Below are 15,630 nucleotides of genomic sequence, written 5' to 3'. Positions count from 1 at the left end.
AAAAGTAATATAGAAATAGCTGATATGAAGATAAATCATATGGGAACAGCTAATATGAAAATAAATGTAGGAGTAGAAATGTTTTGAACAGAACAACGGGAAAGTTTATTTTCAGAAATTTTATAAAGATGATATTGCTTCTATTTGCGGTAAGCATCGCAGCATTTGCGCTTATGACTGCTTCACCGATTGATCCACTGAAAGCAAATGTGGGTCAGACAGCTCTTGGAAGTATGAGCCAGGAGCAGATCGCGAAACTGGAAGAATACTGGGGTGTAGGGAAGCCGCCGGTGCAGCGGTATCTGGCATGGTTCAGGGATTTTGTAAAGGGAGATATGGGAGTATCTCTCCTTTACCGTCAGAAAGTAACCACAGTGATTGCAGTGAAACTGGGAAATTCGCTTTTTTTGATGGTCATAGCGTGGATTCTGTCGGGTGTGACAGGATTTCTATTGGGAGCTTTAGCGGGGATGAAACATGGGAAACCAATTGATAAAGTAATCAAGGGATACTGTCTGCTTATTTCCAGCACACCGGCTTTCTGGATTGCAATGCTTCTTTTGATGATATTTGGAGTGTGGCTGAAGATACTGCCGATCGGATTAAGTGTTCCAATTGGCGTGGAAGCCAGTGGAGTGACTTTTCTGGATCGTGTGCGTCATGCGATTCTTCCGGCTGTGACGTTATCTATTACTGGGATTTCCAATATTGCCATGCACACCAGAGAGAAAATGATCGATATCTGTGACAGCGATTATGTACTCTTTGCCAGAGCAAGAGGGGAGAGTACCTGGGAGATTTTCAGAAATCATGGATTCCGCAATGTGCTGGGACCAGCCATGACTCTGCAGTTTGCTTCTATCAGTGAAATTTTCGGCGGTTCCGTACTGGTAGAGCAGGTTTTCTCTTATCCGGGGCTTGGACAGGCAGCGGTCAGTGCGGGACTTGGAAGCGATTTGCCGCTTCTGATGGCAATTACAATTATCAGTGCAATATTTGTGTTTGGTGGAAACCTGATCGCCAATATTCTCTATGGTGTAATTGATCCAAGAATACGAAGAGGAGGTGTGGTGAGGTGAAAGAAGCAGCTACATTTCCAGAAAAAAGATTGGATGTATATACTGAAAAGAATTTCGCTGAAAACGAGGAAGGATATAGAAAAAAGAAATGGAACAGAAGAAAGACAATCATAGTTCTCCTGATTGTGGCAATAGGCTTTCTGGCAGCTGTCTGTATCGGTGGATTTTTCTGTAAAGAAGCGGCACAGGTAACAGACTTTTCCAGAAAGAATCTGCCACCCTGTCTGAGTTATCCGTTCGGAACAGACTGGCTTGGAAGAGATATGTTTGCCCGAACGGTCAGAGGACTTTCTATCAGTATCATTATCGGAGTTTGTGCTGCTACATTCAGTGCAGTTATGGCATTTATCCTGGGCGTGGTTTCGGCAACGATGGGAAAAACAGCGGATGCTGTCGTGACTTGGTTTATTGATCTGGTGATGGGAATTCCGCATATGCTGCTTCTGATTCTTATCTGCGTGGCATGTGGAAGAGGATTAAAGGGTGTGATCCTTGGAGTGGCTTTGACACACTGGACTTCTCTGGCAAGACTGATCAGAGGGGAAGTGCTGCAGTTAAAGGAGCAGATTTATATAAAAACAGCAAAGAAGCTGGGAAAAAGTAACCTGTATATTGCCATGAAACATATGGTACCGCATCTGTTGCCACAGTTTATTGTAGGACTGGTATTACTTTTTCCTCATGCAATTCTCCATGAATCCAGTATTACATTTCTGGGATTTGGTTTGTCGAATGAGCAGCCTGCAATCGGAATTATTCTCTCAGAAGCAATGAAATATCTGGTGACAGGAAAATGGTGGCTTGCATTATTTCCGGGAATTATGCTGATCCTTACAGTAGTATGTTTTTTCACAACGGGTGAAAATCTCCGCATGCTGCTTGATCCGGCCAGTGTGCATGAATAGGAGGACAGAAAGTTGGAAAAAGAAAAGATTCTGGAAATCAATCATATGAGGATTTCTTTCTGCCAGTATCAAAAAGGGATGCGCCAGACAGAACTTCAGGTGATAAGAGATTTAAATGTTACGGTTCACGCAGGGGAAATGGTAGCGATTGTGGGGTCTTCCGGATCAGGAAAAAGTCTTCTGGCACATGGGATTTTGGGAATTTTACCCTATAATGCTTTCATGAAGGGAGAGATTCAATATTGTGGGGAAACATTGACAGAGAAAAGAATCCGGAAACTCCGTGGAAAGGAAATTGTTCTGGTTCCACAAAGTACTTCCTATCTGGACCCTCTTATGAAAGTGGGACAGCAGATCTGTAAGGGAAAGAAAAATCCGGAAAAGAAGCGGAAACTGAACCGGATTTTTGAACAGTATTCACTGGATCAAAAAGTTCAGGAACAATATCCATTTGAACTTTCGGGGGGAATGACAAGGAGAATCATGATTTCCACGGCGCTGATCGAAACGCCGAAACTGGTCATTGCAGATGAACCGACACCGGGACTGGATCCGAGGCTTGCCAGACGCGCAATGGAGCATTTCCGGCAGCTTGCGGATATGGGAGCAGCAGTGCTTATGATTACGCATGATCTGGAACTGGCACTTGATACAGCAGACAGAATACAGGTTTTTTATGCGGGATATACGATTGAAGATGCAATAGCAGAGGATTTTTTGAAAGAAGAAACATTGCGTCACCCGTACACAAGAGCATTGTGGAGAGCTATGCCAAAGAATGGATTTCATTATATCGATGGGGTACAGCCGTATACCAGAGATATGAAACCGGGATGTCCGTTTGCTCCACGGTGTGAGAAATGTACGGACAGATGTCGGGAAAAAGAAGTTCCGTGGAGGTCATCTGGAAATGGTTATGTGAGGTGTGTGTATGATACTTGAAACAAGAAATCTTTCTTTTCGGTATGAAAACAAGGGCAGACAAATATTGGAACAGTTCAGCCTGCAGGCAGACAGTAATGAGAGAGTTGGGATTGCAGCGCCAAGTGGGTTTGGAAAAACAACATTATGTAAGCTGCTTGCAGGATATGAACAGCCAGAGACTGGAGAAATTCTTCTGGATGGAAAACCATTGCAGTCCTATAAAGGGTACTGCCCGGTGCAAATGATCTGGCAGCACCCGGAGCAGGCCGTAAATCCAAGACTGCGGATGAAAAGTGTCCTTGAAGAAGGTGACCAGATAGATCCGAAGCTTATGGAAAAGTTGGGAATTGAACCAGACTGGCTGAACCGTTTTCCGACAGAACTTTCAGGAGGAGAATTACAGAGATTCTGCATTGCAAGAGCATTAGGAAAAAGAACCCGGTTTCTTTTGGCGGATGAGATCAGTACTATGCTGGACCTCATTACTCAGAGCCAGATCTGGCATTTTCTGATAGAAGAAACTCAGAAAAGGGGAATTGGGATGATCGTGGTCAGTCATGATGCGGAGCTGGTGGAGAGGGTGTGTACCAGAGTAGTGAGAATGAATAAACAGTAATAGAAAAGTTTATCTAGATTACTTATCTGTATGCAGATTTGGCTATACATTTGATAAAAACCTTGACGTGGTTGGCATATATAAAAAATAACAAAGAGACTTACATATTCCTGAAAAATGTTTTTCAGAAAACAGTAAGTCTCTTTATTATTGTGATATCATCAAAGCAGAACTGGATATTAGACTACAGAGATAATATCTAATTAGTCTAGCATCCAAATAATTCAGCAGTTTTCTTCATTCGTTCTGCAATCGGAACACCAAACGGGCAGCGGGATTCGCATGCCTGGCATCCAATACATTCAGATGCTTTGTGCTCCAGAAGTTCATAATGGGACTGAACAGTTGCAGGTACTTTAGGCTGCATGGTTGCCAGATCGTAGAATTTGTTGATCATGGCAATATCCAGGTCGGATACACAAGGTTTGCAGTGACCGCAGTAGGTACATTCTCCGCGATAGGAGTGAAGAGGTGCATTGGCAAGTACGGATGCGTAGTCTTTTTCTTCTTCGGAAGAAATTTCATATGCGACTGCTGCATCTACCTGTTCTTTGGTATCGTAGCCGCACATAATGGAACAGACTGCAGGTCTGGTCAGGGCGTAGTGGACGCACTGGACCGGGGTGAGAGTGACACCGAATGGAGAACGCTTCTCGTCAAAAAGTCTGCCGCCTGCGAAGCCTTTCATAACGGTGATTCCTACGTCATTCTGTTCACAGACTTTGTATAAGCGGGCACGTTCCGGATCAATTCCCTTCAGATTTGAATCAAATTCTTCTGCAAACATGGTATCGATGTTTTCACTTGCAGGAAGCATATCAAATGCCGGGTTGATGCTGAAGAGAATCATTTCCACAAAGCCAGATTCAGCGGCTTTGATAGCTACTTTCGGGTTGTGTGAACTCATACCGATATGGCGGATCACGCCGGTATTCTTTAATTCCATGACATAGTCCATATAATCAGAATGCTGGATATTTTCCCATTCTTCTTCGGAATCTATGTAGTGGATCATACCGAGATCAATATAATCTGTTTGCAGTCTTTTTAACAAGTCTTCGAATGCAGGACGGACATATTTCATATCTCTGGTGCGGTAATACTGGTTATCTTTCCATGTGGAACCGATATGTCCCTGAATAAACCATTCACTGCGGTTATCCTTGATTCCTTTTCCAATGATATCTCTGGATTTCGGATCTGCCATCCAGCAGTCAAGGATGTTGATTCCTTTAGAAGATGCATAGTGGATCAGTTCAATTCCCTCTTCTTCCGGATGGCGCTCCAGCCATTCTCCACCGAAGCCAATCTCACTTACTTCCAGTCCGGTTTTCCCTAATCTTCGAGTTTTCATTATTGATTTCCTCCTCGTATATAATAATTCTAGTGTAATGCATAAAGCATACTCTAAGTCAAGAAGATTTAATAAAATTTTTATTGACTATTCGTAAAGATAGAATGTAGAAGAATTTTGATAAAAAATATGAGAGGAAAATCCATTTCTTTTTGGCAGATAATATATAGCAAAGAAGCAAATGGAAGATTGATTTATGAATAAATAAATGATAGAATGATATCAGATAAAATATTGGCTATTTTGGATGGAATAGTGTGGTTTTGGATAAAATATTATCCGTAAAGTAAGGAGAAACAATGGAGCAGCTTGTATGGGAAACAGCAGAGGAACTGGATCAGAAACTTGCACAAAGAGTGCGTAACATCAGAAAACGACGCTCTATTTCTCAGGAAAGATTATCTTCCATGAGCGGAGTAAGCTACGGTTCAATTAAAAGATTTGAAACAACAGGACAGATATCATTGATATCACTGACAAAAATTGCCATGGCATTGGACATTGCAGATGAACTTAGAAATATTTTTACACATGTGCCATATAAGAATATTCAGGAGGTCATAAATGAAACAAGGTAATGCATTACAGGTACTTTATGATGGAAAACTTGTGGGAACACTGGCTATGACTGCGGATCATAAAGCGGCATTTCAATACAGTGAAGAATGGATTGAAAACGGCTTCCCGATCAGTCCATTTTCACTTCCTCTTAAAGAACAGGTTTTTGTCCCGACAAAGGATTATTTTAACGGATTATTTGGAGTATTTGCAGACAGTTTACCAGATAATTGGGGCAGATTATTGTTAAATTGTCTACTGCGTGCACATAAACAAAATCCAGATAAACTGACGGTCTTGGATCGTCTGGCAATTGTTGGAAAATCAGGTATGGGTGCGCTTACTTATTATCCAGAAAGGGAAATTAATGAGAAATATGGCGATGTGGATCTGGATGAACTGGCAGAGCAATGTCAGAAAATTCTTCCAGTCGTAAGATGGTTCACGGCTAATAATCTTTTTGCAATGTGTCCAGAGAAAGACAAGCTGCACACTCATGAAAACACATCCGTACAGTACCCATTCCTGGCCTAAAATAAATGTTACGATCGGTACGATCAGATTTCCTGAATTGGAGTAATATACAGAAGCGATTTCCACCTCATTTAAATGTAGAAGTTTTCCAAGGACTGAAAGAATGATCAGAAGAATTATCTGAATCATGACAGATGCTGCAAGAGCAATGAGCAGTCCTTTGACCGTATCCATGGTGTAATCTACCTGAAATGCATTGATGATCACGCAGGGAATGATCAGATATAGGACGATTTTGGATAAAACTTTGCTGTCATCATCTTTTAAAAGCCCTGTTTTTACAATTAAAAATCCCATGAAGATCATAAGAAAAAGCTCTGCGATCTGCTCCATGAGAAGAATACTGATATGCATAAAATTATCTCCTGTCATTTTTGGTATAATTTTTAGTATAAATTGAAATCAGGGATATTATAGAGCGTTTACAAATCAAGTGCAATCTGAATTTTTCTAAAAAATAGAAATAGTGAGAGAATGGTTGGTTGAATGGTAACTATTGTCCAGAAAGCGGAATGTATGATAATTGTTGCACCATGGCAGAAAAAAGAATATACTCATATTATCAATCAAAAGGAGGTCACAGATTTGGGACAGTTTCTAAACAGCAGAGAACCGTACGATAAATATAAAACCGTTATGAACGGAACTTATTTTGTGGATAAATCTGAAATACTGGAAGAATTGATTCCGGCGCTGCAGCAGGAACAGAGATTTTTTTGTATCACCCGTCCAAGACGTTTTGGAAAAACAATCATGGCGAATATGATAGCTGCTTTTTTTGAAATTTCAGATGAGAAATCTTTGTTTGATAACCTCCATATATCAAAATATGAGCAATACAAATATCAGACTGGAAAGCACGATGTTATATATATTGATTTCAGTGAAATGCCAAGGGAATGTCACTGCTATCGGGATTATATAACCAGAATCCAGGATGGACTGATCAAAGATATCAGAGATGCATATCCGGAAATTGACGTAGAAACAGATATAGCAGTCTGGGATATTCTGTCTTTGGTGTTTAACAGAACCGGACATAAATTTATATTTGTAATAGATGAGTGGGATGCTGTTTTTCATATGGATTTTGTTACGGAAAAGGACAGAGAAAACTATTTGCTCTTTCTGAAGCTTTTACTGAAAGGACAGAGTTATGTAGAACTGGCATATATGACAGGAGTTCTTCCGATTGCAAAATATTCAGATGGTTCTGAATTGAATATGTTTCTGGAATATAACATGGCGACCCGGGTCAGGTTCAGTGAATACTTTGGCTTTTCTGATGATGAGGTAGATATGCTTTATCAACGATATTTAAAGAGCACAAAGAAACCGCAGATTACCCGTGAAAGCCTGCGGGAGTGGTATGACGGGTATTATACGGCGGCAGGTGAAAGATTGTACAATCCACGTTCAGTAGTGTGTGCATTGACAGATAATCAATTGTCCAATTACTGGGTAAGCTCCGGCAAATATGATTCTATTTTCACATATATCAGAAATAATATAGACGAAATTCAGAATGACCTTACATTAATGTTTGCCGGGGAAAGAATACCTTCGGGGATACAGGAATATGCGGCTACTGCGCAGGAATTAAAGACAAAAGAAGAAATATATTCAGCAATGGTTGTGTATGGACTTCTGACATATGAGAATGGAATGGTGTTTATTCCAAATAAAGAACTCATGGGAAGTTATGCTGCGATGATGAAAAAAGAGAAATCGCTGGGCTATGTTTATCGTCTTGCAAATATTTCATCACAAATGCTACAGGCTACTCTTGCCGGGGATACAGAAACTATGGCAGGTATTATTCAATATGCACATAATACAGAAGTGCCGATTTTATCGTATAATAATGAAACGGAACTTTCTGCAATTGTTAATCTTGTATATCTGGCTGCCAGAGATCAGTACAAAGTTGAACGGGAAGATAAAACAGGGAAGGGATATGTAGACTTCATTTTTTATCCGGTAAGATATGATCAGGACTGTATTATATTGGAATTAAAAGTAGACCATACGCCGGAAGAGGCAATTGATCAGATAAAAGAAAGAGAATACGCACTTCGATTTAAAGGAAAAACGGCGGAAAAATCTCAATATACAGGGCGAATTCTGGCAGTAGGAATCAGCTATGATAAAGAGACAAAAGAACATGCATGTAAGGTGGAAGAATTGTAAAAAAGCGGTAAATGTGAAATACAAAAGATAAAACAATAAGATAGCAGGAAAAGGAAAATACATATGGAAATTTTAGAGATTATTTTGCCGGTGCTTGTTATGGTTGCGCTGGGAATGGGGTGCAGAAAAAGAAAGTTACTGAATCAGAATGGCATTGACAATATGAAAATTCTGGTAACGAATATTATGCTGCCGGTAGCAATCTTTCATGCATTGGCAACTGCAGAGTACAGCAGTGAAACAGGAATTCTTGTTCTGATCATGTTTGTGATGCTGGTCATTTCTTTTGGAATCGGCTTTTTGTTGAAACCATTTATGGAAGAGACATATAGAAAATATCTTCCATTTATGGTCTGTGTTTATGAAGGTGGCATGATGGCGTATCCTTTATATACCAGTTTATGCGGCAGTGAAAATCTGTCCCATATCGCAGTACTTGATATTGCGGGATTACTTTTTGGATTCAGCATTTATATGGGACTTTTGGGGCAGACGGAAAACGGAGAGAAATTTAATATCAAAAATTTGTTTCTCAGTGCTTTAAAGACACCTGCATTTGTGGCGAGTGTTCTGGGAATTATTGCGGGGTTATCCGGAGTTATTAACAAACTGATCGCAGGACCGGCCGGAGGAACTTATCTGAGTGTGGAAAATATTTTGACAGTGTCTGTTTCTTCTATTATTCTTCTGACCGTAGGATACAGCATAGAATTGACACCGGAACTGATAAAACCATGTATTAAGACGATTATCATGCGTATATGTCTGCAGGCAATTATGATGGCAGGCGTTCTGCTGGCAGTGAAGTACTTTGTGGGAAGTTCAAGACTTCTGAAGCTGGCAGTTATCATGTATATGTCAGCACCCGCTACTTTCAGTCTTCAGACATTTTTGAAGAAGAAAGAGAGCAGTGCATATGCATCTACTACCAATTCGCTTTACTGTATTGTTTCTATTTTAGTTTATATGGCAGCGGCATTTTTTTCTTTGCAGTGAAAAATGAGACAGAGGAAATAGAGAATGAAAGTAATGGGAATTGATATCGGTACAACTACGATCAGTATGGTACTGACAGAGGCAGATACAGGGAAAATGATCGCAAGGGAAACTGTAGAGCATCGCTCTTTTCTGAAAAGTGAGATACCTGAGCAGAAGATACAGGATCCGGAGCGTATTTATGAGATTGTGACAGAGCTTGCCAACCGGATGGAAAAAGAATATGGTCTGCCTGATGGAATCGACTTTACCGGGCAGATGCATGGGATGCTGTATGTAGATGCTTCCGGTAGGGCGGTGAGTTCTCTTTATACATGGCAGGATGGAAGCGGAGAGCTTTTATTGGAGAACGGAGAAAGCAGTGTACAGCTTTTAAAAGAAGTTGGTGCAGCGGCATCAGGATACGGGATCGTGACTCATTTTTATCTGCAGAAAAAAGGACAGATTCCGGGAATGGAATCAGGAGACATACCGCGCGAATTTATGCGATTAGCATAAATTCTGTGCATCGCGAAGCGTGTTACTGGGCACGGAGTGAACAGTAACTTATTCTGTATAGATTGAGTGATTTTTTTCAAAAAATCCGTTGAATTAAAGTGATAACTATATTATAATGGGTTAAGTCAAAAAATGAAAAGTACCCATAAAAGCGTTGATGAAGAAAGTAGTGCAGTCAGGTTCTGACAGAGAGAGAAACATTTGCTGGAAGTTTCTTGAGAACGGATTACATGAAGACCACTTCGAAGCTGTGCGCAGAAGGATGAATTCCGAAGCGTTACCGTGTTGCCCCGTTATCGGCTGTAAGAGTAAAAATTAAGGTGGAACCGTGTGCAAGCACCCTTAGATCATGTATTATAAGTCTATGGGTGCTTTTTTCATTTCTATAGCAAGTCAGGGAAAAATACCTTTTAACTCTGACATCATTTCATAAAAAATTAAAAAGGAGAATACAAATGGTAAATTTCAAAGAAAATGAGCAGTTAAACACACTCAATCATTCTTGCGCCCATGTCATGGCACAGGCAATTAAGCATCTTTATCCAAATGCCAAATTCTGGGTAGGACCTGTTGTAGCAGAAGGATTCTACTATGATATCGATCTTGGCGATGATGTTATCCGTGATGAAGACATCGAAAAGATTACAAAGGAAATGAAAAAGGTTGTTAAATCCGGTAAAAAGATTATTCGCCGTGAAGTTTCCAAGGAAGAAGCTCTGGAAATGTTCAAAGATGATCCTTACAAACTGGACTTAATCGGAGATCTTGACGATGGCAATATCACAGTTTACGATCAGGGTGATTTCACAGACCTCTGTCGTGGACCTCATGTAGACAATGTAAAATTATGTAAATACTTCAAGCTGATCCGTCATTCCGGTGCTTACTGGAAAGGTGACAGCAAGAATAAAATGCTTCAGCGTATTTACGGTGTATGTTTCCCGACACAGGAAGAGCTGGATGCACACTTACAGTTATTAGAGGAAGCCAAAGAAAGAGATCACAGAAAGATCGGTAAAGATATGAACCTGTTTATGGTAGACGATCTTGTTGGACGTGGTCTTCCGATGTTCCTTCCAAAAGGTTATACAATCTGGCAGGAGCTTGAAAACTACATCAAGGATAAAGAAAGAAAACTGGGATATCTCCATGTTATGACTCCTTGTGTTGGTACTGTAAATCTTTACAAAACTTCCGGTCACTGGGATCACTACAAAGAGAACATGTTCCCTCCTATGGAAATGGAAGGAGAATCCTTTGTCCTCAGACCAATGAACTGTCCGCATCATATGATGATCTATGCAAACAGAAGACATTCCTACAAAGACCTGCCGATCCGTATCGGTGAAATTGCTCATGACTTCCGTTATGAGAGCAGCGGTACATTAAAAGGTATCGAACGTGGCCGTCATTTCTGCCAGAATGATGCCCATCTGTTTGTAACACCAGAGCAGATCAAGGATGAGTTTACAAAAGTTGTCAGATTAATTTTTGATACTTATAAAGATTTCGGTATTACTAATTATCGTTGTGTTCTTTCTCTCCGTGACCCTGAGAACAAAGAAAAATATCATGATGATGATGAGATGTGGAATACAGCAGAAGATGCGCTGCGTCATGTTTTAAATGATATCGGAATTGAGTACACAGAAGAAATCGGTGAAGCTGCATTCTATGGTCCGAAACTGGATGTAAATGTTCAGCCGGCTATCGGTAATGAGATCACTCTTTCTACCTGCCAGTTAGACTTCTGTCTGCCAGCTAAATTCAATCTGTATTACATTGACAGCAATGGCGAAAAGAAGACACCGGTTGTACTGCATCGTGCTATCCTGGGATCTCTGGATCGTTTTATGGCTTATATTCTGGAAGAAACAAAAGGAAATCTGCCAACATGGCTTGCCCCTGTCCAGGCTCGTGTTATCCCTGTAAAAACAGATGATGATGGATTAAATGCTTATGCAAAAGAAATCGTTGACGCATTAGAAGAAGCTGGCGTTCGTGTAGAACTTGATGACCGTTCTGAAAAGCTTGGCTATCGCATGCGCGAGGGTCAGGTACAGAAAGTACCTTATCTGCTGGTTATCGGATTTAATGAAAAAGATAATCGTAGTGTTTCTTTCCGTCTCCACGGAGAAAAAGAAACTAACGTTCTTCCACTGGATGAATTTGTAGAAAAGATTAAAAAAGAGATTGCTGACAAATCAAGAGAACATATTTCTGTGAAATAATATGTGCTAGAGCGTGTCTGAAAAATCATTCCCGCAATCTGCACGCCCCACTTTGCGGTATATTTTGTCCGAATTCGGTTGTCGTAGCCCACTACGACGCCCTCATCCGAACAAAATCTCCCACAAATTGTGACGCACATCTTGCGTAAAGCATTTTTCAAACACGCTCTAAATAAAAAATGCCTGCCCTATGGTTAGTGTTTGAAAACATAGGGCAGGCATATGTGCGTAAAGAAAAGCGTGATCAGAAGGATAATCTGTTTTTAGCGTTGATATAATTTATGATCATGTCCGCTGCATCGGAAATATCAAGTTTTCCGGTATCAATAGACAGCTGATACTGACCGGCGTCTCCCCATTCTTTGCCTGTACAGAATTTGTGGAAGGATGCTCTTTTCTCATCCACTTCTTTTATCAGTTTCACAGCTTTTTTCTCATCAATGCCGTCTCGCTTCATTACACGTTTGATACGGCAGTCCTTATCTGCGTGAAGAAAAATTGTAGTTGCATCAGGATCATTTGCATAGATTGCTCCTGAGCAGCGGCCGATGATTACGGCGGATTTCTGTTGTGTAAGTTCACGTATAAGTTCAAAAGATCTTTCCATCGGATTGCTTGCTCCGTAGCTTACAGCGATACTGTAGAGCAGGCTGTTTACTGCTTTTTCCTGAAAAAATTCTTTGTTCTCGTCAAGTTTTCCCAGTTTTTTTGCCTCTTCTTCAAGCTTCTTTCTGTCATAGAGTTCCAGTCCAAGTCTGGAAGCCAGTTCTTTTCCTATTTCATGTCCGCCGCTTCCGCACTGTCTTGCTATTGTAATAATCATATCCCATGCCTCCTGTGCAATGATGTCGCATTTTATTTACTGTCAAAGTACTTTTTCGGAATTATTATACTCAAAAAAAATCGAAATGTATATGCCAAAATCTACTATAAATTGCTTTCGTAAATCCTGATATTCTGGTACTTATGGCAAATTGGTCTGACAAATATCTGGAACCCTTTGGAACATCGATTGCTGTTGGGCTTTTGCTTTTTCAGCTTAAGCATTTTCGTTTCTTTTCGTGGTGCAGCTTTTTCTGAATCACGTAGGGAATATGGAAAAAATTATGTTTATAGCTTTTATTGTGGGGAAGTTTGTCCGATGAATGTTGATATAATCGATAATTCCAGAAAACGGAAAAACGGAACAGAATGTATTTTGTGCATGGAGTGTGTCAAAGCCTGTCTGAGGAAAGCGCTTTGAGCTGAATTTCTTGCAGGTGCACCTTATTGTCAGGACATTACTGAGAACGGAGCGAACAGTAGCGTAAGACTTATGTTAAATATAGTTAAACCTCAGTAAAGTCTATTGAACTTTTTTCTCAATGTTCCTATACTCTCCAATGTGTGGAGATTATTATTTCACATATGGAAACACTCTGTTTATGATGCTCAATACACAGGATACCAATGCTGCTGAACACAAACAGTTCATGGAACAGGCGATTGCTGCAAATCCAAACTGTACCTGGAGAGTCGTAACTTTACATCAGGATATTTATGGTTCTGCAGAGCATTCCAATGAGCCGGAGATCACAAACCTCAGATATACACTGGTACCCTATTTTGAAGCAAATGATGTAGATGTTGTTCTTACAGGACACGATCATGCATATTCCCGTACCCATATTCTTGAGGGTGGACATAAAACTGTAGAATATACGGATGATGAGTTTGATGCAGAGCTGGACAAGGATATGGATGCAGGAGAAAATCCGGCTACAAGATATGAAGCACCGGCAAATATTTCCGCAGATTCAAAGGAACCGGCTGATGTGGCTTATCTGAATTATCTGAATGCAGTCATGGATAAGGATGCGATAGAGGATACAGAAAAGGGTGAGACAGTTGTAAATCCGGATGGTATTCTCTATATGACAGCAAACTCTTCATCAGGAAGCAAGTATTATGATCTTGTACCAAGAATGCAGAGCTATATTGCAAACAGATGGCAGGAAGATGTTCCGACTTATTCTGTTATTGATGTAACAGATAATACATTTACAATCAATACTTATCGTACAGATAATGACCAGAAAATTGATGAAACCTTTACGATTAAAAAAGGTGTGAAAGAAGATATTAAATCTGCATCTGTAGGGAAAGTGAAGAATCAGATTTATACAGAAAAACAGATCCAGCCGGCTCTTAAAGTAACTCTGAATGGAAAGACCTTAAAGGCAGGAAAAGACTACACAGTTACCTATACAGATAACAAAAATACAGGTCTGGCAAAAGCAACCATCAATGGAATCGGAAAGTATACAGGAACACAGACCGTAACATTTAAGATTGTGCCAAAGAAAGCAGTGTTAAAAACTGTGAAAGCCGGAAAATCCGGAACAGCCACTGTTACGATCGGAAAAGCAGGTGGAAAAGTTTCCGGCTATGCAATTCAGGTTTCCACAGATTCTTCATTCAAAAAGGTAACTACTTACCGTACAGCAAAAACTACATATACTCTTAAAAATCTGTCCAAAGGAAAAACTTACTATGTAAGAGTAAAAGCATTTACCAAAGTTTCAGACAAGAACGTGTATGGTGCAGCAAGCAAAACAATTAAGGTGAAAGCAAAATAATGTTAAACAAAAATTTCCTTCGGAGAGGGTGCCTGGTGATCGCAGGCATCCTTTTCCTCATTTTTCTGATGCAATATAATAAGATCGAAAAAACAGAACTTCTTTCTACAGAGGGCAGAACCTTTGAGAAAGCAGTAGTAACAGAGGTTATTTCAGATAACCTTACAGAAAACGGAAACAGAGTAGGTAATCAGACAGTCAGGCTGCGACTCTGTTCCGGCAAATTTAAGAACGAAAAAGTGGAAGCAATTAGTTCTTCCAGCTATCTGTTTGGTGCAACCTGTAAAAAGGCTATGAAAGTCATTGCACTGGTCAGTGAATCACAGGGTGAAGTCATTGCATCTGTATATAGTGCTGACCGTGAATTTTCCTTATATTTTATGATTGCAGTGTTTCTTCTGGCAATTATCCTGATCGGTGGAAAAAAAGGTGCGGCATCTGTAATGGGGCTGGGCTTTACCATTGTATGTGTGCTGTTTCTGTTTCTTCCGATGATATACAGAGGTGTTTCGCCAATCTTTTCAGCGGTAGTTGTTGCCGTTATAACCACTGTAGTAACAATTTATCTGATTTCCGGAATTTCTGTTAAATCATTAACTGCAATTTCAGGAACTGTAACCGGTGTTGTAATGGCTGTTATATTTGCAGGAATATTTGGAAAAGTAACTCAGATCACAGGTTATAATGTAAGTGATATTGAAGAGTTGATTTACCTGGAAGAGAAAACAGCTATAAAAATAAATGAACTTCTGTTTGCAGGGATCCTGATCGCATCACTAGGAGCAGTAATGGATGTAGGAATGTCTATTGCCTCTACTTTACAGGAAATATACAGCAGACGCCCGGATCTTGGAATGTGGGACTTGTTTAAAAGCGGCATGAATGTTGGAAAAGATATGATGGGAACTATGTCAAACACGCTGATTCTTGCTTTTGCAGGTGGCTCTCTCAACACACTGGTATTTATTTTTGCTTATAATTATTCCTATCATCAGATCATTAATATGTATTCTATTGGAATCGAACTGATGCAGGGGATTTCTGCAAGTATGGGAGTAATCCTTACAGTTCCCTTTACCTCACTGGCGGGAGCCTTCTTTATTTCAGGAAAAGCATTGAAAAAGTGA

The 15,630-nt window shown here is 40.2% G+C and carries 14 protein-coding genes and 4 pseudogenes; 14 read left to right on the top strand and 4 right to left on the bottom strand.

Translation table 11 applies throughout. The annotated features are described in order from the left end of the window. The first annotated feature begins 83 nt into the window (after positions 1-83). The 4 genes from KQI87_RS13025 to KQI87_RS13010 all read left to right on the top strand — a co-directional run bounded on the left by KQI87_RS13025 (position 84) and on the right by KQI87_RS13010 (position 3,524). Entirely contained in the window at positions 84-1,079 is a 996-nt protein-coding gene (locus tag KQI87_RS13025; protein ID WP_256444829.1) for an ABC transporter permease, read from the top strand. A 107-nt stretch (positions 1,080-1,186) separates the two neighbouring features. Further along, complete coding sequence (locus tag KQI87_RS13020) at positions 1,187-1,984, top strand: ABC transporter permease (protein ID WP_216460572.1); 798 nt, start codon at positions 1,187-1,189, stop codon at positions 1,982-1,984. Between the two features lie 45 nt (positions 1,985-2,029). Next, the gene (locus KQI87_RS13015; protein ID WP_216460571.1) at positions 2,030-2,926 is read left to right on the top strand and encodes an ABC transporter ATP-binding protein; all 897 of its coding nucleotides are present in this window, start codon (positions 2,030-2,032) and stop codon (positions 2,924-2,926) included. Beyond that, positions 2,916-3,524 carry an ABC transporter ATP-binding protein gene (locus KQI87_RS13010; RefSeq protein ID WP_216460513.1) on the top strand — a complete coding sequence of 203 codons (609 nt, stop codon included), beginning with the start codon at positions 2,916-2,918 and terminating at the stop codon, positions 3,522-3,524. The genes KQI87_RS13015 and KQI87_RS13010 overlap by 11 nt, the downstream gene beginning before the upstream one ends. Positions 3,525-3,732: 208 nt before the next feature. Here the strand turns inward: KQI87_RS13010 and KQI87_RS13005 are convergent, their stop codons facing one another. Continuing rightward, positions 3,733-4,878 carry an aldo/keto reductase gene (locus tag KQI87_RS13005; protein WP_216460512.1) on the bottom strand — a complete coding sequence of 382 codons (1,146 nt, stop codon included), beginning with the start codon at positions 4,876-4,878 and terminating at the stop codon, positions 3,733-3,735. 299 nt (positions 4,879-5,177) lie between these two features. Between KQI87_RS13005 and KQI87_RS13000 the strand changes: the two genes are divergently transcribed. Both KQI87_RS13000 and KQI87_RS17595 read left to right on the top strand, forming a co-directional pair. Continuing rightward, positions 5,178-5,456 (top strand): helix-turn-helix domain-containing protein, encoded by a 279-nt coding sequence (locus tag KQI87_RS13000; RefSeq protein ID WP_216460511.1) that lies wholly within the window; start codon positions 5,178-5,180, stop codon positions 5,454-5,456. Continuing rightward, positions 5,443-5,772: pseudogene (locus tag KQI87_RS17595) on the top strand (HipA N-terminal domain-containing protein); the annotation flags it as partial. The gene KQI87_RS13000 and the pseudogene KQI87_RS17595, both read left to right, overlap by 14 nt. On the opposite strand, the gene KQI87_RS17335 reads toward KQI87_RS17595, so the two are convergent. Continuing rightward, on the bottom strand, positions 5,761-6,267 hold the full coding sequence (locus KQI87_RS17335; RefSeq protein WP_442860622.1) for an AEC family transporter: 507 nt from the start codon (positions 6,265-6,267) through the stop codon (positions 5,761-5,763). The pseudogene KQI87_RS17595 and the gene KQI87_RS17335 sit on opposite strands and share 12 nt — an antisense overlap. A 288-nt stretch (positions 6,268-6,555) precedes the next feature. Here KQI87_RS17335 and KQI87_RS12985 point away from each other — a divergent pair, with 288 nt between their 5' ends. The 5 genes and pseudogenes from KQI87_RS12985 to KQI87_RS17330 all read left to right on the top strand — a co-directional run. After that, positions 6,556-8,160, top strand: a complete 1,605-nt coding sequence (locus tag KQI87_RS12985) for an AAA family ATPase (protein ID WP_216460510.1) — start codon at positions 6,556-6,558, stop codon at positions 8,158-8,160. 63 nt (positions 8,161-8,223) lie between these two features. Next, on the top strand, positions 8,224-9,156 hold the full coding sequence (locus KQI87_RS12980) for an AEC family transporter (RefSeq protein ID WP_216460509.1): 933 nt from the start codon (positions 8,224-8,226) through the stop codon (positions 9,154-9,156). A gap of 24 nt (positions 9,157-9,180) precedes the next feature. Beyond that, positions 9,181-9,654 carry an FGGY family carbohydrate kinase gene (locus KQI87_RS12975; RefSeq protein ID WP_216460508.1) on the top strand — a complete coding sequence of 158 codons (474 nt, stop codon included), beginning with the start codon at positions 9,181-9,183 and terminating at the stop codon, positions 9,652-9,654. A 455-nt stretch (positions 9,655-10,109) separates the two neighbouring features. After that, positions 10,110-11,885 carry a threonine--tRNA ligase gene (gene thrS / locus KQI87_RS12970; RefSeq protein WP_216460507.1) on the top strand — a complete coding sequence of 592 codons (1,776 nt, stop codon included), beginning with the start codon at positions 10,110-10,112 and terminating at the stop codon, positions 11,883-11,885. Further along, positions 11,858-11,971 (top strand): annotated as a pseudogene (locus KQI87_RS17330) (DUF6783 domain-containing protein); the annotation flags it as partial. The gene thrS and the pseudogene KQI87_RS17330, both read left to right, overlap by 28 nt. Here KQI87_RS17330 and KQI87_RS17325 read toward each other — a convergent pair. After that, positions 11,945-12,025, bottom strand: a pseudogene (locus KQI87_RS17325) (DUF6783 domain-containing protein); the annotation flags it as partial. The pseudogenes KQI87_RS17330 and KQI87_RS17325 overlap by 27 nt on opposite strands. Positions 12,026-12,129: 104 nt before the next feature. Next, positions 12,130-12,708: a cytidylate kinase-like family protein gene (locus KQI87_RS12965; RefSeq protein WP_216460506.1), complete on the bottom strand. Its 579-nt coding sequence runs from the start codon at positions 12,706-12,708 to the stop codon at positions 12,130-12,132. A 300-nt stretch (positions 12,709-13,008) separates the two neighbouring features. On the opposite strand from KQI87_RS12965, the pseudogene KQI87_RS17320 reads away from it, so the two are divergent. From KQI87_RS17320 to KQI87_RS12955, 3 genes and pseudogenes are all read left to right on the top strand, one after another. After that, positions 13,009-13,128, top strand: a pseudogene (locus KQI87_RS17320) (4Fe-4S dicluster domain-containing protein); the annotation flags it as partial. A 121-nt stretch (positions 13,129-13,249) separates the two neighbouring features. Next, positions 13,250-14,503 carry a fibronectin type III domain-containing protein gene (locus tag KQI87_RS12960; RefSeq protein ID WP_216460505.1) on the top strand — a complete coding sequence of 418 codons (1,254 nt, stop codon included), beginning with the start codon at positions 13,250-13,252 and terminating at the stop codon, positions 14,501-14,503. Continuing rightward, positions 14,503-15,630, top strand: coding sequence for a YibE/F family protein (locus tag KQI87_RS12955; RefSeq protein ID WP_216460504.1), 1,128 nt, complete (start codon positions 14,503-14,505; stop codon positions 15,628-15,630). Before KQI87_RS12960 ends, KQI87_RS12955 begins: the two co-directional genes overlap by 1 nt.

It is taken from the genome of Blautia sp. MSJ-9, assembly GCF_018919065.1.
In the GTDB taxonomy this organism is placed as follows: Bacteria; Bacillota; Clostridia; order Lachnospirales; family Lachnospiraceae; genus Blautia_A.
Note: the sequence above shows the minus strand (reverse complement) of the source record. Positions and strands in the feature narration are given on the sequence as shown.